Source organism: Cellulomonas triticagri (assembly GCF_003696205.1).
In the GTDB taxonomy this organism is placed as follows: Bacteria; Actinomycetota; Actinomycetes; order Actinomycetales; family Cellulomonadaceae; genus Cellulomonas; species Cellulomonas triticagri.
The window spans coordinates 16165-32716 of sequence record NZ_RFFI01000003.1 but is presented as its reverse complement, the minus strand read 5'-3'; the positions used below and the strand labels follow the sequence as shown (position 1 = coordinate 32716).

Here is a 16552-nt window from a genome sequence, read left to right as displayed (position 1 = left end):
TGCTCCCGGTGCGTCAGATGCCCTGCCAGGACGGCTTGGCGGCGAAGGTCTCACGGTAGTAGGTGCCGAGCTGCAGGCGGCCCCCGGCGGCCTCGTCCACGAGGATCGTCACGTGCGGGTGGTGCTGCAGCACGGTGCCGGGCCACATGGCGCTGACGGGGCCCTCGACGAGCTGGTGCACGGCCTCGGCCTTGTGCTTGCCCTGCGCGAGCAGCACGACGTGCCGGGCGGACATGATGGTCGCGAGCCCCTGGGTGAGGCAGTGCGTGGGGACCTGGGCGACGTCGCCGTCGAAGAACCGGGCGTTGTCCTCGCGGGTCTGCCGGGTGAGCGTCTTGATGCGGGTACGCGACGCGAGGGACGACCCGGGCTCGTTGAACGCGATGTGCCCGTCGGTGCCGACGCCGAGGATCTGCACGTCGACGCCGTCGGTCTCGGCGATGGCCGCCTCGTAGGCCGCGCACGCGCCGGGGATGTCGGTCGCGAGGCCGTCGGGGCCGTGCACGTCGGCGGGGTCGATGTCGACGCGGGACGCGAACTCCGTCTCGATGACGTTGCGGTACCGCTCGGGGTGCTCGGCGGGCAGGCCGACGTACTCGTCGAGCATGAAGGCGCGGACGCCCGCGAAGGACAGCCCCTCCTCGGTGTGCCGCCGCGCGAGCTCGTCGTACACGGCGAGCGGGCTGGACCCGGTCGCGATGCCGAGCACGGCGGGCCGGTCCCCCGCCGCGGCGTGGGCGCGCACGACGCCCTCGACGGCGTCGGCGGCGAGCCGCGCGAGCTCGGGTCCGGGGGCGATGACGACCTCCATCAGGTCTCCTTCCGTCCGGCCAGCGCGGCGCCCACGGCACCCACCGGCACTCCGGGCGGGGCGAGGGTCACCCGCTCCGCCATGTGCATCGCGGCCAGGAACGCGGAGTCCCGGGCCGCACGGTCCAGCGCGGCGCGCACGACGTCGAGCAGCGGCGTGCCGAGCTCGCTGACCCCGCCGCCGACGACGACGTGAGCGACGTCGGTGGTCAGGACGAGCACCCGCACGGCGGCCGCGACGGCGTCGGCGAACCGGTCGCGCACGGCGACAGCACCAGCATCCCCTGCCGCGGCGGCCTGGAACAGGGCCACCGGTCCGGGGCGGTCCCCCGGGCCGGGCCACGCGGCGGTCAGCGCCCCGCCGGACGCGTACTGCTCGAGGCACCCGCGCTGCCCGCAGGGGCAGGGCAGCCCGTCGATGACGTGCACGAGGTGCCCGATCTCCCCCGCGGCGCCGGACGCCCCTCGGCGGAGGCGTCCGTCGAGCACGAGCCCGGCGGCGAGCCCGGTGCCGAGCGCGAGGAACGCGAGGTCGGGCTCGGGCTCGGGCAGCAGGTGCGCGGCGCCGAGCGCGGCGGCGTTGAGGTCGTTCTCCAGCGCGACGGGCACGCCGCCGACCGCGCCGGAGACGAGGTCGGCCAGCGGGACGCCCGCGTCGATGCCGAGGTTGACGGCGTGCTCGACGCGGCCGGCTGTGGTGTCGACGATGCCCGGCAGGCCGAGGCCGACGCCGACGAGGTCGGTGGTGGCGAGCCCGGCGTCGGCGAGCAGCCGGTGGACGGCGGCGGCGGCCGTGGCGGCGACGGCGTCCGCGCCGCGGGTGGTGGGCAGCCGCAGCCCCGGGCCGGCGGTGCCGTCGGGGGCGACGAGGACGCCGAGGGTCTTGGTGCCGCCGACGTCGAGCCCGACGGACCAGCCGCCCGCCCCCCCGGCGGCGTGCCGCCCGGCACGCGCCACCGGTGCCGCGACGGGCGCGACCGTGATCAGCTCGTCCACGTCAGCCCTTCACCGCTCCGGACACCAGCCCGGACGTCATCCGGCCCTGCACGAGCAGGAAGAACACGATGACGGGCACGGCGATCAGGGTGGACGCGGCCATGACCTCGCCCCAGTCGACGCCGCGGCTGGCGGACGACGCGAGGAACGAGCGCAACCACAGCGGCAGGGTGCGCGCGGACTCGGCGGGCAGCGCGACGAGCGCGACGGTGAACTCGTTCCACGCCTGCAGGAACGCGTACACCCCGGAGGCGACGAGCCCGGGAGCGAGCAGCGGGAACGTGATCCGCAGGAACGCCTTGGTGCGGCTGAGCCCGTCGACCATGGCGGCCTCCTCGAGCTCGATCGGCACCCCGGCGACGAAGCCCCGCAGCATCCAGATCGTGAACGGGACGACGGCGGCGGTGTAGAGGATCGAGACGCCGACGACGCTGTTCAGCAGGTTCGCCGACGACAGCATCCGGTACTGGGCGATGAACAGCCCCTCGGCGGGCAGCATCTGCACGAACAGCACCGCGACGACGAAGGTCAGCCGCCCGCGGAACCGGAACCGGCTGATCGCGAGGGCCGCGAAGAACGCGAACACCAGCACGGCGACGACGGTGAGCCCCGTGATCGCCAGGCTCATGCCGAGCGCGGAGGTGAAGGAGTCGCCGGACAGCACGGACCGGTAGTTGCCGAGGGTGGCGCCGGTCGGGAAGAACGTCGGGGTGGTGGACCGCAGCCGCGCGTTGGGCAGCAGCGACGACAGCACCATCCAGTAGACGGGGAACGCCCAGAGCAGGGCGATGACGACGGCGAGCAGGCCGAGCAGCACGCCGCGCACCCGGCGGGCGACGCGCGCCCCGGTGAGTGGCGCGCGGGCGTCGGTCCCCCGCGCACCGGCCGACGGCGGGGCGGGGGTGGCGGGCGCGGCGACGGTGGCGCTCATGCGTCCTCCTTGAGCAGGTTGCGGACGTAGGGCCAGCTGATGAGCACGGTGAGGGCGAGCACGAAGATCGACACGGCCGCGGCCCCGGCGAAGTCCTGGCGCCCGATGCCGAGCTCGAAGATGAAGTTGCCGAGCAGGTTCGTCTCGGACACGGGTGCCCCGGCGTCCTGGAGCAGCCGGATCTGGGCGAACACCCGCAGGTCCCAGATGATCTGCAGCAGCAGCACGATGGACAGCACGGGCCGCACGAGCGGCAGCGTGATGTGCCAGAAGATCCGGGTGGGCCCGGCGCCGTCGATGCGGGCGGCCTCGAGGACCTCGTCGGACACCTGGGTGAGGGCGGCGTAGACGGACAGCGCGACGAACGGCACCGACATCCACACGATGATCACGGTGGCGACGAAGAAGAACGACAGCGGCTGCGCGAGCCAGGTGTGCCCCTCGTACCGGTCGAAGCCCATCTGGACGAGCACCCAGTTGATGACGCCGGTGCGCCAGTCGAACAGCCACTTCCAGACGGTGACGGCCGCGACCATCGGCATGGCCCAGGCGAGCAGCAGGCCGATCTGCAGCACGATCCGGATCGCGGGGTGCACGGCCTTCATGAGCAGCGCGAGCAGCACGCCGATGCCGACGGTGGCGAACGCGTTGACGAGGCAGAACAGGATCGACCGGACGACGACGGCCCACAGCCGCTCGTCGGAGAAGATCCGGGCGTAGTTGTCGAGGCCGACGAAGGTCGGGGGCTGACCGAACTGCTGCGCGAGGCCGAACTCCTGCAGCGAGGTCACGGCCTGCCAGAACAGCGGGTAGCCGAGGCCCGCGAGCAGGACGGCGAGCGCGGGGACGATCAGGACGTACGGGGCGGCGCCGGGGCCGCGGCGACGTCGGCGCGGGGTGGGCCGCGCGGGGGGCGCGGCGGGCGGCGCGGTGGGCGCCTCGGTGCTGGGCATGCGGGGGTCTCCGGGCTCTCCGGGGGTGCGGGTGGTGCGACGTCGCCGGCCGCGGGGCGGGTGGCCCCGCGGCCGGCGCGGTGCGGGGTGCGTCAGCTGCCGTTGAGCATCGGCGTGATGCGCTCGTCGTACTCGGCGGCCAGCGCGGTCACGTCACCGCCCTCGGCGATCGCCTGGAACAGCTCCTCGTAGACGAAGGCGGCCTCGACGGCGGCCCAGCCCGGCGCGGCCGGGGTGAGCTTGGACGCCGCGGCGGTCTCGATCATCGTGGTGGCGAACTCGTCGTCGCCGAGCGAGTCGACGTACTGGGCGTTGGCCGGGCCGAGCCCGTTCTCGCCGAGCATCGTCTGGTACTCCTCGGAGAAGATGATCCGCAGCAGGTTCTCGGAGAGCTCCGGGTGCTGGGACTTCGCCGAGATGGCGATGTTGGAGCCGCCGGCGAACACCGGGGCGAGTCCGCCGTCGGTGCCGGGCAGTGCGAAGATGCCGAACTTGCTGGTGTCCGCCATGCCGTCGCGCACCTCCTCGCCGTCGTCGTTCGTGGTGAGGTCGCCGATGGACCAGCGGGCCCAGCCCGGGGCCATGATCGTCGCGGCAGCCGGGGCGGCGCCGTCCGTGCCGTCGTTGAGGAAGTCCCAGTAGGCGACGTCGCGCTCGGTGGCGGGGACGTTGGACGCGCCCTCGTAGACGGCCTGCCACTGCTCGAGCCCGGTGATGGTGTTCGGGTCGGAGAGCGTGGAGGTCCACTCGCCGCCGTCCTCGGTGGCGAGCTCGCCGCCGTTCGCGAACACCCAGGAGATGCCGTTGCGCCAGTCCTGGCCGCCGATGGCGAACCCGGACTGCGTGCCGTTGTTCAGCGCGGTCACGGCGTCGCCGAACTCGGCGAGGGTCGTCGGCTTCTCGACGCCCGCGGCGGACCAGACGTCCGGGCGGTAGAACATGTAGCGCGAGCCGAAGTAGTACGGCAGCGCGTAGTTCTTGCCGTCGGCCTGGCCGACCTCGACGAAGGACGGCAGCAGGTCGTCGCCGCCGAGCTCGTCGTACAGCGGGGTCAGGTCGCGGAACGCGCCGATGGTGGTGAACGTCGGCGACTGGGTGTTGCCGATCTCGACCACGTCGGGGGTGTTGTTCTCGTCCGGCAGGGCCGTCGTGAGCTTGGTGACGAGGTCGTTCCAGTCCTGCTCCTCGATGGTGAGCGTCGAGCCGGGGTTCTCCTCCTCGAAGGTCGTCTTGAGGTAGTCCCGCAGCTCGTCGGGCGTGTCCGCCCCGGCGAGCCAGAGGGTGATGTCGGCGGCCTCGGCGGTGCCGTCCGACCCGGACGAGCCGCCGTCGTCACCTGACGAGCACGCGGTGAGGGCGAGCGCGACGGCCGCACCGGCGGCCGCGATCCGTACGATCTTCACGTGGGTGTTCCTCCCTGGGAGAAGACGGGTCCTGCAAGACCCGCCTGGGGTGGGGGTACCGGCACTGCAGGCGGTCGGCTCGGGGTCGTCACGTGACCCCGAGCTGACCGGACAGCACGAGGGCGGCGGCGCCGGAGAGCGCACCGTCCTCGTCCAACGAGCTCATGCCCAGCGCGAGGTCCTGCCCCAGCAGGGGCATCGTCCGGGCCCGGACGGTGGCGAGCGCCTCGGCTCTGAGGGCTCCGTCCAGCAGCTCGGCGGGTCCGGAGAGCCGGACTTCGGCGAGGTTGAGCGCACTGACGACGGGAGCGAGGGCGAGGCCCAGCTTCCGTCCGACCGACGCGAGCACGGCGTCGGACTCCTCGGGGGTGGTGCCCGCGGTGGCGCGGCGCAGCGCGGGCAGGGAGAGCAGCGTCTCCAGGCACCCGGCGCGCCCGCAGGCGCAGGGCCGGGGCTGGGGGTCCCCGGCGCGGACGTCGCGGTCGTCCACGACGGTGACGTGGCCGATCTCCCCGGCGGCGTCGGCGCGGCCGCGCACGAGGGAGCCGTCGAGCACGATCCCGGCGCCGACGCCCTGGCCGACGGTGACGACCATGAGGCCGTCGCCGGGGGCGCCGCCGTAGGTGTACTCCCCCAGCGCGTGGGTGTTGGCGTCGTTGGCGACGTGCACGGGCAGGCCGAGCCGGGTGGTGAGGTGCTCGGCGAGCGGCAGGTCGTACCAGCCGCGGTTGGGGGCCTCGACGACGAACCCGGTGGAGTCGATGACGCCGGGCGAGCCGATGCCGACGCCGACGACGGGGCGGTCGGCGGCGGCGAGCAGGTCGCGGCAGAGGTCCTCGAGGACGGCGACGGCGTCGTCCCCGGTGCGGCCGTCGAGGGCGGCGGTGCGTCGGGCGACGACGACGCCGGTGAGCGTCATGACGGCGCCGCGCAGGCTGGCGTCGTCGGCGAGGTCGACGGCGACGACCTGCAGGTCCTCGGTGCGCATCCCGACGAGGGTCGCGGGCTTGCCGACCCGGCCCTCGGGGCGGACGCCCAGCTCGGCGACGAGGCCCTCGGCGATGAGCACGGACACCAGGTCGGAGACGGTGACCCGGGTGAGCCCGGTGGCCCGCGCGAGGTCGGCGCGGGACGACGGGCCCTGGTGGAACAGGTGCTGCAGCACGAGCGCGCGGTTGTGCGCCCGCGCGTGCTCGGGGAGCACCTTCGCGGTCGGGCGCAGCGCGCGTCCCACTCCCCGCAGGGCCGGGGCCCCGGGGCGGGACGACCGCGTCGTCTCGGTGGCTGACATGTTTGTTAGTAGACCTTCCTTACTAATGGCCGTCAAGGAGTTCGTGTGACCGTGACCACATCGTGACCGGGGGTTCACGAGCCCGACATCGACGCCGGGAATGCGCCGCCCGGTCCGGTCGCTGGGACCGGCATGGAGCTCGGCCTGTACACGTTCGGGGACGTCCACCCCGACCCCGTCACCGGCGCGGTGACCTCCCCCGCGCAGCGGCTGCGCGACGTGCTGGAGCGCGTGCGCCTGGCCGAGGAGGTCGGCCTCGACCACGTCGGCATCGGCGAGCACCACCGCCCCGACTACGCGATCTCCTCCCCCGCGACCGTCATCGCCGCCGCGCTCGCCCAGACGTCGCGGATCGGCGTCGGCAGCGCCGTCACCGTGCTGTCCACCGAGGACCCCGTCCGCGTGTACCAGCAGTTCGCCACGATGGACCTGCTGTCCGGCGGCCGCGTCGAGCTGCTGGCCGGGCGCGGCTCGTTCATCGAGTCCTACCCGCTGTTCGGTGCCTCGCTGGACGACTACGACGACCTGTTCGACGAGAAGATCCGGCTGCTGCTGCGGATCGACCGCGGCAACCCCGTCACCTGGTCGGGCCGGTTCCGCCCCGCCCTGCACGCCGCGGAGGTGCTGCCCCGGCCGCTGGACAAGCCCGGGCTCGGCGAGCACCTGCGGATCGCCCTTGCCACCGGCGGCAACCCGGCCTCGTCCGAGCGCGCCGGACGGCTCGGCCTGCCGGTGTCGTACGCGATCATCGGCGGGCGGCCCGCGGACTTCGCCGGGCTCGTGCGGCTGTACCGGCGCGCGCACGAGGAGGCCGGGCACGACCCCGCCACCCGCCGGGTCGAGGTCGCGGGGATGGGATTCGTCGCCGACGACGGGCGCGCGGCCCGGGACTTCTTCTTCCCCTACTGGCTGGACTCGATGCGCCGCATCGCCGCCGAGCGCGGGTTCGCCATCCCGAACCGGATCGCCTTCGAGTCCGGCTCGGCGAAGGGCGGCGCGTTCCTCGTCGGCGGCCCGGAGGAGGTCGCCGAGCGCATCGTCGCCCTGCACGGCGTCCTCGGCCACGACCGCCAGATCCTCCAGATGGACCTCTCTGGGGTCCCCCAGCGCGAGTCCCTGCGCGCCATCGAGCTCCTCGGCACGGAGGTCGCCCCGCTCGTCCGCGCGGCGCTGGGTAGGTGACTCCAGGGTGCGGCTGATGTCGGAGGCATGAGGCAAGATCTGGTGCAGGACGGCGAGGAGGAGCCGATGACACCGATGACCATCGTGGTGACGCGTGACGAACTGGTCGCGCGCCGGAACCGCATCCTGCAGTCGCTCGGCACCTCGATCGAGGCCCTCCGCGAGCGGGCAGAGTCGGGCAGCCCGTCCGCGGAGGAGTGGGAGGCGATCGCCGACCTGGAGGAGATCAGCTTCCTGCTCGACGACTCCGCCGATGACTTCTGAGCTGGAGGTCCGCTCCAAGGCATTCGCCGGCGAGATCGGAAGCGTGCTGAAGGACTCGCTCGGCACGGACACGCAGATCGTCTCGATCCGGTACGGCGATCGGTACGCCATCCGACCGGCAGGCGAGACGCCTGCTGAACGTCGGATCCCGCTGACCGTGAACGGCCAGCATCTTGCCGATCTCGCGGTTGCGCTCTACCAGACCCTCGATCACTCCGGCGCCCATCTGAAGACGACCCGCACGGACTTCGGCGTGTTCTCGACCCTCGATCGGACACCACTACTCAGGCTCGAGTACCGGAGCGACATGCGGGAGGACCCGGTCTGCCACTGGCAGTTCCACGCGGAACGTGGAGCGTTCACGCACCTTCTGTCGATCGCGAACTCCTCCGACGCACGTCGTGTGCCGAGCCCGCACGACCTGTCGAAGGTGCACCTACCTGTGGGTGGCGAGCGCTTCCGCCCGTGCCTGGAGGACTTCGTCGAGATGCTGATCCGGGACTGCGGCGTGGATGCCGCACCCGGGTGGCAGTCCGCGCTGACAGCCGGACGAGAGCGGTGGCGCCGACGACAGTTCCGGACCTCGGTACGCGATCTCCAGGACGAGGCTGCTGCCGTGCTCGAAGCGCACGGATGGACGCTCACACCCCCGACGTTCGCGTACGAGCCGCACCTTCAGCCGTATCGGTCCTGGTGAGGCGGTCGCCACCACGCTCCTCGGCCCAACCGAGCGCGCCTGGGTACCGCACCGAGCGGGTCGCCACCCGGACACCCTCGGCTAGGGCCTCCGCGACGCCGGCACCGCGCGCCAGGGACGCCGCCAGGGCGCCGTGCAGGACGTCGCCCGCGCCGAGGGTGTCCACCACCTCCGCCGCGGGGACCTCCTCGACCGGCACCTCCCGCACCTCGCCGCCGCGCTCGACGTAGCGCAGCGGGCCGCCGCCCGCGGACCGGGCGGCCGAGCGCACCGGCCAGCGGGCGAGCACGGCAGCGAGCAGGGCGTCCGGGTCGGGTCCTGCGGGGCGGCCCGCCTCAGGCGCCGTCGCGGCGGCTTTCACGTCGTGGGCCGGTCCGGGCACGTCGGGCAGCCGGAAGTCGGCCGACACGACCGCGTGGTCCACGTGCGCCAGCAGGTCGCCGAGACCGGGCTTCCACGAGCCGCCGTCCAGCGCCACCGGGACCCCGGCCGCATGGGCCGCCGCCGCCAGCGGGACCGCCGCCCCGAGGTGGTGGCCGTCGACCAGCACGGCGGTCGCCCCGGCCAGCACACCGGGCCCTCCCGGCACCGGGTCGGAGGGGCGGACGGCGGCATCACCCGGACGGGCACCGGCGGCGTGCGGGACCCCGCCCGCGAGCGCCGCACCCACCGCGACCGTCAGGTCCGGGGTGCCCGCGCCGTTCACCGAGACCACGGCGCGCTCCCCGGTGCCGCGCGTCACCAGGACCGTCGACACGGGCGGGGTCGCCGCCGTCCCCGCCGCGAGGTCCACGACCTCGACGCCCGCGTCGCGCAGCCCGCCCCGCACCAGGTCCGCCACCGGGCCCGAGCCGATGGCCGTGACCAGCCGGGTCCGCACCCCGAGGGCGACCGCCGTGGCGGCGGCGTTCGCGGCGGGCCCACCGAACCGCACGTCCAGACCGTCCGCCACGACCTTCTGGTTCGGGCCCGGGACCGCGTCGACCACCTGGACGACGTCGAGCGTGACGAGGCCGCAGCACACCAGCACCGGAGAGTCCACGCCCCCATCCTGCCCGCGACGCGGGGGCGCCAGGGCCGACGTCCCGTCCGCCCCCGGTGGCGGACTCGATACGGTGTCCTCTGTAGACCTGAGATCTCGAGAGGGACGACTGTGAGCACTCCCGTGGACGCCACCACCACCGGCGCCTGGACCGCCCTGACCGCGCACCGCGACGCGCTGACCCCGGACCTGCGGGCCTGGTTCGCCGCGGACGCCGAGCGCGCGACCCGCCTGACCCGGCAGCTGGGCGACCTGACCGTCGACCTGTCGAAGAACCTCGTCACCGACGAGACCCTGGCCCTGCTGGTCGCGCTGGCCGAGCAGGTGGACCTCAAGACCCGCACGGCCGCGATGTTCGCGGGCGAGCACATCAACGTCACCGAGGACCGCGCCGTGCTGCACACCGCGCTGCGCCGCCCGGCCGACGCCGAGCCGCCGCTGGTCGTGGACGGCCAGGACGTCGACGCCGACGTGCAGGAGGTGCTCGCCAAGGTCGCCGCCTTCGCGGAGAAGGTCCGCTCCGGCGAGTGGACCGGTGTCACCGGCGAGCGCGTCGAGACGGTCGTCAACATCGGCATCGGCGGCTCGGACCTCGGCCCCGTCATGGCGTACGAGGCCCTGAAGCCGTACGTGCAGGACGGCCTCGAGGTGCGGTTCGTGTCGAACATCGACCCGACCGACCTGGCCGAGAAGGTCAAGGACCTCGACCCGACGACGACGCTGTTCATCGTCGCGTCCAAGACGTTCGGCACGCTGGAGACGCTGACCAACGCGCGGCTCGCCCGCGACTGGCTCTGGCAGGGCCTGGTCGTCTCCCGTGCCATCGAGGACACCGACGAGGCACGCACCGCCGCCGTCGCGAAGCACTTCGTCGCCGTGTCGACCGCGCTGGACAAGGTCGCCGCGTTCGGCATCGACCCGGAGAACGCGTTCGGGTTCTGGGACTGGGTCGGCGGCCGGTACTCCGTCGACTCCGCCATCGGCACGTCGCTGGCCATCGCGATCGGCCCGGACGCGTTCGGGGAGTTCCTCGAGGGCTTCCACGTCGTCGACGAGCACGTCCGCACCACGCCGTTCGAGCAGAACGTGCCCGTCCTCATGGGCCTGCTCAACGTCTGGTACGTGAACTTCCTCGACGCGCACACCCACGCCGTCCTGCCGTACGCCCAGTACCTGCACCGGTTCCCGGCGTACCTGCAGCAGCTGACCATGGAGTCCAACGGCAAGTCGGTCCGCTGGGACGGCACCCCCGTCACCACGCAGACCGGCGAGGTGTTCTGGGGCGAGCCCGGCACCAACGGCCAGCACGCGTTCTACCAGCTGATCCACCAGGGCACCCGGCTGATCCCGGCGGACTTCATCGCCGTCGCGAACCCCGCGCACCCGCTCAAGGACGGCGGCACCGACGTGCACGCGCTGTTCCTGGCGAACTTCTTCGCGCAGACCAAGGCGCTGGCGTTCGGCAAGACCGCCGACGAGGTCCGCGCCGAGGGCACCGCCGAGGAGATCGTCCCCGCGCGGGTGTTCTCCGGGAACCGCCCGACGACGTCGATCCTCGCGCCGTCGCTCACCCCGTCCGTGCTCGGCCAGCTCATCGCGCTGTACGAGCACATCACGTTCGTGCAGGGCGTGGTCTGGGGCATCGACTCGTTCGACCAGTGGGGCGTGGAGCTCGGCAAGAAGCTCGCGCTCGAGATCGCCCCGGCGGTCGAGGGCGACGCCGCCGCGCTGGCGGGCCAGGACCCGTCGACGCAGGCGCTCATCGCGAAGTACCTGGAGCTGCGCACCGTCTGACGTCGCGCCCACCGCGCACGTCGCACCCGCGGGCCCGTCGCCGACCTCGGTCGGGGCGGGCCCGCGGTGCGTCTCAGCCCGCGCGCGGGCCCGCGCCGGTCAGACGCCCGTGAGCGGCCGGGTCCGCGGGTCGCCGTCGGCGTCGCGATCGTCCACCACGGTCGCGACGGGCTCGGACCCCGTGCCGTACGTGACGGACGGCAGCAGCGGCATCGCGACCGGGGTGCCCTGCGGGGCGGCGGTGCCGCGCACACCAGCGCGGCCGCGGTCGGCGGCGGTCTGCGCACGCCGGCGCCCGCGGGCGTACGCCATCAGCCCCCACCCGGCGAGGGCGAGCAGCACGACGGCGGCCTCGACGGCCAGCACCACCTGCGCCCGCAGCGTCACCCAGACCTGGGCGGCGAGCACGGCGAGCAGCAACGCCACGAACCCGGTGCGCCTCATGTCCACGTCCCCCCAGACGGTGCCTCGTCGCACGACGGTCCCTCAGCCTCCCGCCCCCGGCGGGGCGGGGTCAAGCCCCGGACCAGCGGCCGAGCGACTGCGCCAGCAGGGCCAGCGCCACGGGCCCGGCGGTGGAGGTGCGGAGCACGTGCGGGCCCAGCAGCACCGGCTGCGCACCGGCGTCGACCAGCGCGTCCAGCTCGCGGGCGGAGATCCCGCCCTCGGGGCCGACGACCACGAGCACCTCGGCGGTCGTCCCGGCGGCGGGCACGGCGGCGGCCGCGATGGGCGTCGTCGCCTCCTCGTGCAGGACGAGCACCGCTCCCCCGGCGGCCACGACCTCGCGGGTGCGCCGGGCGAGGGCACCCGAGTCGAGCGCGAGCGCCACCTCGGGGACGTGCGCCCGGCGGGCCTGCTTCGCGGCGGTCCGGACGGTGCCGAGCCAGCGGGCGCGGCTCTTCGCCGCCCGGTCCCCGCGCCACACGACGATGGACCGCTCGGCCTGCCACGGCACGACGCCGTCGGCGCCGACCTCGGTCGCGGCCTCGATCGCCATCTCGTCCCGGTCGCCCTTGGCGAGCGCCTGCACCAGCACCAGCGCGGGCGCCGGGGCGGGCTCGCGCACGACCTCCCGGACGCGCAGGTGCACGCCCTCGGCGCCGACGGACTCGACCTCGCCGACCACGCGCACCCCGGCGCAGTCGACCACGTCGACGCGCTCGCCGACGGACTTGCGCTGCACGACGCCCGCGTGCCGTCCCTCGGTGCCGTCGAGCAGGTAGGCGTCACCGGCGGCGAGCGCGTCCAGCGCGCCCGGCTCCGCCAGGAAGACCGGGGCCGTCACCCTCAGCGCCCGGCGAGCTTGTCGCGGAGCTTCGCGAACACGCCGCCGTTCTGGGCGGACAGCCGCGCCTCGGGCCGCTCCTCCTCGCGCAGGGTCGCGAGCTGGCGCAGCAGCTCTGACTGGGCGTCGTCGAGGCCGGTGGGCACCTGGACGTCGACGTGCACGTGCAGGTCGCCGCGACCCCCGGCGTGCAGGTGGCCGACGCCGAGGTTCTTCAGCGTCACGACCTGCGCGGGCTGCGTGCCCGGGCGCAGGTCGACCTCCTGCGGTCCGTCCAGGGTGTCCAGGGTGAGGACGGTGCCGAGCGCGGCGGCCGTCATGGGCACCTGGAGGGTGCAGTGCAGGTCGTCGCCCTCGCGGACGAACGTCTCGTGGCGGCGCTCGCGCACCTCGAGGTAGATGTCGCCCGCGGGACCGCCGGCGGGGCCGACCTCGCCCTGCGCGGTGAGCTTGATCCGGGTGCCCGTGTCGACGCCGGCGGGCACGTCGACCTCGAGCGTGCGGCGCGAGCGGACCCGGCCCTCGCCCGCGCACTCGGTGCAGGGCTCGGGGATGACGGTGCCGAAGCCGTGGCACGCGGCGCACGGCTGCGAGGTCATGACCTGGCCGAGGAAGGATCGCGCGACCCGCTGCACGGTGCCGCGGCCGCCGCACACGTCGCAGGTGCGCGGCGAGGTGCCCGGGCGGCAGCAGGAGCCGTCGCAGGTCGGGCAGACCACGGCCGTCTCGACCGGGACCTCGCGGTGCGTGCCGAACGTCGCCTCGGCGAGGTCGATGTCGAGGCGGACCAGGGCGTCCTGCCCGCGCCGGGCGCGCGGGATCGGGCCGCGCTGGGCGGTGCCGCCCGCGGCCGCGCCGAAGAACGTCTCGAAGATGTCCTGGAACCCGAAGCCCCCAGCCCCGCCGCCCATGCCGCCACCGGGCGACGACGGGTCCGCGCCCATGTCGTACATGCGGCGCTTCTCGGGGTTGGAGAGCACGTCGTACGCGCGCGAGACGTCCTTGAACCGGTCCTCCGAGCCGGCGTCCGCACCCGCGACGTCCGGGTGCAGCTCCCGGGCGAGGCGGCGGTACGCCTTCTTGATCTGCTCGGGCGTGGCGTCGCGGTCGACGCCGAGGACCTCGTAGTAGTCGCTCACTCGTCACTTCCTGTGCGGGTCGGTCGCGCGCGCCTGCGCGGGTCGGGGCTGTGGGGAGAACGTGCGCGGGCCCGGATGAGTGCCCGGCGTGCGGTCACTGGGCGAGGATCCGGGACAGGTACCGCGCGACGGCGCGCACGGTCGCGATCGTCCCGGGGTAGTCCATGCGCAGCGGGCCGACGGAGCCGATGCGGGCGACGGCACCGCCGGGGGCGGCACCCCCGTCCGCGCCGCCGTAGCCCGTGGTCACGAAGCTGGTCTCCACGAGGCCCTCGTGCTGGGTCTCGCGGCCGATGCGGACGGACACCGTGCCCTCGTCCTCGGCCATCTCGGTCAGCAGGCGCAGCAGGACGACCTGCTCCTCCAGCGCCTCCAGGACCGGGCTGACGTGCCGGGCGAACTCGGGACCGCCGCCGCGCACGAGGTTCGCGGTGCCCGCGAGGACGACGCGCTCCTCGCTCTCCTGCGCGAGCGTGTCCTCCACCGCGGCGACCACGGCGTGCACCAGGGGTCCGTCGGCGGGGACGAAGTCGTCCGCGAGGTCGTGCAGGGCGCTGCCGAGCTCGGCGAGCCGGCGGCCCGCCGCGGCGGTGTTCAGGCGGGTGCGCAGCCGGGCCACGGTGCCGACGTCGAGCGGCTGCGCGAGCTCCAGCGTGCGCTGCTCGACCCGGCCGTGGTCGGTGATGATGACGACCAGCAGGTGCCGGTCGCCCACGGGGACGAGCTCGACGTGCCGCAGGGCCGTGCGCCGCAGCGACGGGTACTGCACGACCGCGACCTGGTGCGTGAGCTGCGCGAGCAGCCGGACCGCCCGGTCGACGACGTCGTCCAGGTCGGCCGCGTCCTCCATGAACGTCTCGATCGCGCGGCGCTCGGGCGAGGACAGCGGCTTGATGGTCGCCAGCCGGTCCACGAACAGCCGGTAGCCCTTGTCCGTGGGCACGCGGCCCGCGGAGGTGTGCGGCTGCACGATGTAGCCCGCGTCCTCCAGCGCCGCCATGTCGTTGCGGATCGTCGCCGGGGACACCCCGAGCGAGTGCCGCTCCACGAGGGCGCGGGACCCGACGGGCTCCCGGGTCGCGACGTAGTCCTCCACGATCGCGCGCAGCACGTCCAGCCTGCGGTCCTCGCTCATCGTCACCTCCCGGTCCCGTCCGCGCCGCGGCGTGCGCGGGGCGGGTAGCACTCCCCTGACCCGAGTGCCAATCCTACGCGCCTCCCGGCGGGGCGGCTCAGGCGGCGGCCGGGGCGCGGCGCGCGCGCAGGTCCACGACCGCGACCACCAGGGCCACCGTGACCAGCGCCACGGTGAGCAGCAGCGCGCGGCCCGCCGCCGCCCCGCCCTCGACGCCCGCCGCGAGCGCCGCGTAGTACGTGGACAGGGCCACCGCGACGCCCAGCGCCGAGCCGACGCGCTGCCCGACCTGCAGCATGCTGCCCGCGACCCCGGCGCGGTCCAGCGGCACCCGGGCGAGCGTGAGCGTCTGGTTCGGCGCGATCACCAGGCCGCTGCCGGCGCCCGCGACCATCTGCGTCGCGGCCACCGCGAACGCCACGGCGGGCGGGTCGACCAGCCGGATCACGACGTCCGTCCCGATCAGGCCGAGCACCACCAGCACGAGGCCGACCACCACGACGGCGCGCCCGTGCGCCGCCACCAGCCGCCCCGACTGCTGCGCCGCGACCGCCGACGCCACCGCGAACGGCATCCCCACGAGCCCGGCCTGCAGCGGCGTGAACCCGGCGATCTGCTGCAGGTACAGCGTCACCACCAGGAACACCGCCGTGAACCCCGCGAAGTACGCCATGCCCAGCAGGGCGCCGTTGCGGAACGACGGCTCCCGGATCACCCGCGGGTCGAGCACCGCCGCGCCCGTGCGGCGCTGGTACCGGCGCTCCCAGAGCACCGTGGTCACCGCGAGCGCCGCCGCGACCGCGAGCCACCACCAGCGCGTCGAGTCGTCCCCGGACTCCCCGGTGGTGGTGACGAACGGCACCATGACCGCCGTCGTGGTCAGGGCGATCAGGGCCAGCCCCGGGACGTCGAGGCGCGGGCGGCCGGTCTGCGTCGCGGCGGCGGCTGTGCTCGGCGCGCGGCGCGGCAGGAACCTGATCGCGAGCGGCAGCACGACCGCGATGACCGGGACGTTCACGAAGAACACCCACCGCCACCCGTGCTCGGCGCCCGCGACCTGGATGATCAGGCCGCCGAGCGCCGGGCCGATGGCCGTCGACACGCCGATCGTGGCCCCGAAGTAGCCGAACGCCTTCCCACGCTCGTACCCCGTGAACAGCTGCTGGATGGTCCCGACCACCTGCGGGTTCAGCAGGCCCGCGCTGGCGCCCTGCAGCAGCCGCATCCCGGCCAGCACCTCGTCCGACGGCGCGAAGCCCGCCCCGAGGCTGGTCAGCGCGAACCCGATCAGGCCGATCAGGAACAGCCCCCGCCGCCCGCGCGCGTCGCCGAGCCGGCCGGCGGGCACCAGCACCAGCCCGAACGCCAGCGTGTACCCGGCGACGATGAGCTGCAGCTGGCTGGCGCCCGCGTCCAGGCTCCGCTCCAGGGACGGCAGCGCCACGTTGACGATGGAGACGTCGAGCATCGTGATGAAGCCGATGGACAGGCAGACCGCGAGCGCGCGCCAGCGGTCGGGGTGGGGCTCGGGGCGGGTACCGGGGTCGGTCGCGGGCTGCTGGTCAGGGCTCGACGTCACCGTCGTGTCGTACCACGGCCGCGTCCGGTCGGCACCTAGGCTGCCGCG

At 74.3% G+C, this 16552-nt stretch carries 16 protein-coding genes; 4 read left to right on the top strand and 12 right to left on the bottom strand.

Annotated features, from left to right (window positions below; genetic code table 11):
- Positions 1-13: 13 nt before the first annotated feature.
- The 6 genes from nagB to EBM89_RS01055 form a co-directional block, all read right to left on the bottom strand.
- Entirely contained in the window at positions 14-811 is a 798-nt protein-coding gene (gene nagB / locus EBM89_RS01080) for a glucosamine-6-phosphate deaminase (RefSeq protein WP_122147615.1), read from the bottom strand.
- Complete coding sequence (locus EBM89_RS01075) at positions 811-1806, bottom strand: ROK family protein (protein ID WP_369408610.1); 996 nt, start codon at positions 1804-1806, stop codon at positions 811-813. The genes nagB and EBM89_RS01075 overlap by 1 nt, the downstream gene beginning before the upstream one ends.
- 1 nt (position 1807) lies before the next feature.
- Positions 1808-2737: a carbohydrate ABC transporter permease gene (locus EBM89_RS01070; protein WP_122147614.1), complete on the bottom strand. Its 930-nt coding sequence runs from the start codon at positions 2735-2737 to the stop codon at positions 1808-1810.
- The gene (locus EBM89_RS01065) at positions 2734-3690 is read right to left on the bottom strand and encodes a carbohydrate ABC transporter permease (protein WP_122147613.1); all 957 of its coding nucleotides are present in this window, start codon (positions 3688-3690) and stop codon (positions 2734-2736) included. The genes EBM89_RS01070 and EBM89_RS01065 overlap by 4 nt, the downstream gene beginning before the upstream one ends.
- A gap of 92 nt (positions 3691-3782) precedes the next feature.
- Positions 3783-5093 carry an extracellular solute-binding protein gene (locus EBM89_RS01060; RefSeq protein ID WP_122147612.1) on the bottom strand — a complete coding sequence of 437 codons (1311 nt, stop codon included), beginning with the start codon at positions 5091-5093 and terminating at the stop codon, positions 3783-3785.
- A gap of 88 nt (positions 5094-5181) precedes the next feature.
- Positions 5182-6384 (bottom strand): ROK family transcriptional regulator, encoded by a 1203-nt coding sequence (locus EBM89_RS01055; RefSeq protein ID WP_122147611.1) that lies wholly within the window; start codon positions 6382-6384, stop codon positions 5182-5184.
- A 132-nt stretch (positions 6385-6516) separates the two neighbouring features.
- Between EBM89_RS01055 and EBM89_RS01050 the strand changes: the two genes are divergently transcribed.
- The 3 genes from EBM89_RS01050 to EBM89_RS01040 all read left to right on the top strand — a co-directional run bounded on the left by EBM89_RS01050 (position 6517) and on the right by EBM89_RS01040 (position 8527).
- On the top strand, positions 6517-7566 hold the full coding sequence (locus tag EBM89_RS01050; RefSeq protein WP_122147610.1) for an LLM class flavin-dependent oxidoreductase: 1050 nt from the start codon (positions 6517-6519) through the stop codon (positions 7564-7566).
- Between the two features lie 75 nt (positions 7567-7641).
- Complete coding sequence (locus EBM89_RS01045; protein ID WP_199731925.1) at positions 7642-7830, top strand: hypothetical protein; 189 nt, start codon at positions 7642-7644, stop codon at positions 7828-7830.
- Complete coding sequence (locus EBM89_RS01040; protein WP_122147608.1) at positions 7820-8527, top strand: hypothetical protein; 708 nt, start codon at positions 7820-7822, stop codon at positions 8525-8527. The genes EBM89_RS01045 and EBM89_RS01040 overlap by 11 nt, the downstream gene beginning before the upstream one ends.
- On the opposite strand, the gene EBM89_RS01035 is transcribed toward EBM89_RS01040, so the two are convergent.
- Positions 8472-9569 carry a PfkB family carbohydrate kinase gene (locus EBM89_RS01035; RefSeq protein ID WP_233571457.1) on the bottom strand — a complete coding sequence of 366 codons (1098 nt, stop codon included), beginning with the start codon at positions 9567-9569 and terminating at the stop codon, positions 8472-8474. The two genes, EBM89_RS01040 and EBM89_RS01035, sit on opposite strands and share 56 nt — an antisense overlap.
- Positions 9570-9680: 111 nt before the next feature.
- Here EBM89_RS01035 and pgi point away from each other — a divergent pair, with 111 nt between their 5' ends.
- Complete coding sequence (pgi, locus tag EBM89_RS01030) at positions 9681-11363, top strand: glucose-6-phosphate isomerase (protein ID WP_122147606.1); 1683 nt, start codon at positions 9681-9683, stop codon at positions 11361-11363.
- 99 nt (positions 11364-11462) lie between these two features.
- Here the strand turns inward: pgi and EBM89_RS01025 are convergent, their stop codons facing one another.
- From EBM89_RS01025 to EBM89_RS01005, 5 genes are all read right to left on the bottom strand, one after another.
- A complete protein-coding gene (locus EBM89_RS01025; protein WP_147463413.1) occupies positions 11463-11807 on the bottom strand; it encodes a hypothetical protein in 345 nt (114 codons plus the stop codon).
- A gap of 70 nt (positions 11808-11877) precedes the next feature.
- Positions 11878-12651 (bottom strand): 16S rRNA (uracil(1498)-N(3))-methyltransferase, encoded by a 774-nt coding sequence (locus EBM89_RS01020; protein ID WP_122147604.1) that lies wholly within the window; start codon positions 12649-12651, stop codon positions 11878-11880.
- A 2-nt stretch (positions 12652-12653) separates the two neighbouring features.
- Positions 12654-13790: a molecular chaperone DnaJ gene (dnaJ, locus tag EBM89_RS01015; protein WP_122147603.1), complete on the bottom strand. Its 1137-nt coding sequence runs from the start codon at positions 13788-13790 to the stop codon at positions 12654-12656.
- 94 nt (positions 13791-13884) lie between these two features.
- Positions 13885-14925, bottom strand: coding sequence for a heat-inducible transcriptional repressor HrcA (gene hrcA, locus EBM89_RS01010; protein WP_122147644.1), 1041 nt, complete (start codon positions 14923-14925; stop codon positions 13885-13887).
- A 97-nt stretch (positions 14926-15022) separates the two neighbouring features.
- The gene (locus EBM89_RS01005; protein ID WP_233571456.1) at positions 15023-16504 is read right to left on the bottom strand and encodes an MFS transporter; all 1482 of its coding nucleotides are present in this window, start codon (positions 16502-16504) and stop codon (positions 15023-15025) included.
- Positions 16505-16552 lie beyond the last annotated feature (48 nt).

Coding starts and splice junctions, on each gene's coding strand:
- EBM89_RS01070 (WP_122147614.1), bottom strand. CDS start 2,737: ATGAGCGCCACCGTCGCCGCGCCCGCCACCCCCGCCCCGCCGTCGGCC.
- EBM89_RS01045 (WP_199731925.1), top strand. CDS start 7,642: ATGACCATCGTGGTGACGCGTGACGAACTGGTCGCGCGCCGGAACCGC.
- EBM89_RS01065 (WP_122147613.1), bottom strand. CDS start 3,690: ATGCCCAGCACCGAGGCGCCCACCGCGCCGCCCGCCGCGCCCCCCGCG.
- EBM89_RS01040 (WP_122147608.1), top strand. CDS start 7,820: ATGACTTCTGAGCTGGAGGTCCGCTCCAAGGCATTCGCCGGCGAGATC.
- hrcA (WP_122147644.1), bottom strand. CDS start 14,925: ATGAGCGAGGACCGCAGGCTGGACGTGCTGCGCGCGATCGTGGAGGAC.
- EBM89_RS01025 (WP_147463413.1), bottom strand. CDS start 11,807: ATGAGGCGCACCGGGTTCGTGGCGTTGCTGCTCGCCGTGCTCGCCGCC.
- EBM89_RS01050 (WP_122147610.1), top strand. CDS start 6,517: ATGGAGCTCGGCCTGTACACGTTCGGGGACGTCCACCCCGACCCCGTC.
- nagB (WP_122147615.1), bottom strand. CDS start 811: ATGGAGGTCGTCATCGCCCCCGGACCCGAGCTCGCGCGGCTCGCCGCC.
- EBM89_RS01055 (WP_122147611.1), bottom strand. CDS start 6,384: ATGTCAGCCACCGAGACGACGCGGTCGTCCCGCCCCGGGGCCCCGGCC.